Annotated in this window: 1 protein-coding gene; it reads right to left on the bottom strand. The window is 67.2% G+C overall.

The features are described 5' to 3' along the window. Positions 1–104 precede the first annotated feature (104 nt). On the bottom strand, positions 105–467 hold the full coding sequence (gene tnpB / locus GVL50_RS28455; RefSeq protein WP_159815849.1) for an IS66 family insertion sequence element accessory protein TnpB: 363 nt from the start codon (positions 465–467) through the stop codon (positions 105–107). Positions 468–610: the final 143 nt, after the last annotated feature.

The raw sequence follows: 610 nt of genomic DNA, 5'->3' as shown, positions 1-610 counted from the left end.
GGGCCTGCTCATCGATCACCATGAAGCGCAGTGTGCCTGTGCGCGCCGGGCAAGACCATTGGCGCATCTTCCGATTGCCATCGGCCGACCCTCACATCGAAGATTCAGACCACGGTGATGGCGCCTTGCGAGCCCATGCGCTGCCAGGGCAGGCCCAGCACCAGAGCATTGAGCTGGGCGTGTTCCAGTGCCACGTTCGGACTGCCCGCTGGTGCCCAGACGAACTTGCCTTGGTGCAGCCGGCGCGCGGCCAGCCACAGGCCCACGCCGTCGTGCACCAGAACCTTCAGGCGGTTGGCGCGTTGGTTGGCAAAGACGTAGGCGTGGTGTGGGCGGGCCGCGCCAAAGGTGGCGATCACCCGCGCCAGGGCGGTGTCGGTGCCCGCACGCATGTCCAGTGGGGCCGTGGCCAGCCAGGCCGCATCGATTCGGATCACTGCAGCAGCTCGCGCAGCATCTGGGCGCACTGGGTCGCTGCAGACAAGGGCCAGTGCACGGTCACGGACAGGCCGGGACGTTGGCATTCGATACGGATGTCGGCCTCTGGCGTCGAGGACGTCACGCTCGGCCGCTCACCGGCGGTCATTGACGCTGCGGTGCTCAACTCGAT

Origin of the sequence: Pseudomonas sp. 18058, assembly GCF_902706155.1 — a bacterium.
Lineage (GTDB): Bacteria > Pseudomonadota > Gammaproteobacteria > Pseudomonadales > Pseudomonadaceae > Aquipseudomonas > Aquipseudomonas rustica.
Note: the sequence above shows the minus strand (reverse complement) of the source record. Positions and strands in the feature narration are given on the sequence as shown.